At 55.8% G+C, this 215-nt stretch carries 1 pseudogene; it reads right to left on the bottom strand.

Annotated features, from left to right (window positions below):
• Positions 1 to 215, bottom strand: a pseudogene (locus tag JTI85_RS21115) (glycerol kinase); the annotation flags it as partial.

The raw sequence follows: 215 nt of genomic DNA on the forward strand, positions 1-215 counted from the left end.
TAGTGTGCTCCTGATTAGCTGAGGTGAGGCTGTCGGCGGCTTCCATTTCGAGTGCAATACGCATCGCCCAGCGGTTAATTTTTTGTTCGCGAAGGTCATGACTGATTTTCGGCTCAAATAGCCGCGCGGTTTTTAGCATGGCGCAGGCATCCGGCAGCGAGTCCCACAGCAGCCCATCGGCACCAGCCAAAAACGCAACGCCACGTAAGCTTGCC

The organism is Citrobacter sp. Colony219 (assembly GCF_019382635.1).
GTDB lineage: Bacteria > Pseudomonadota > Gammaproteobacteria > Enterobacterales > Enterobacteriaceae > Citrobacter > Citrobacter youngae.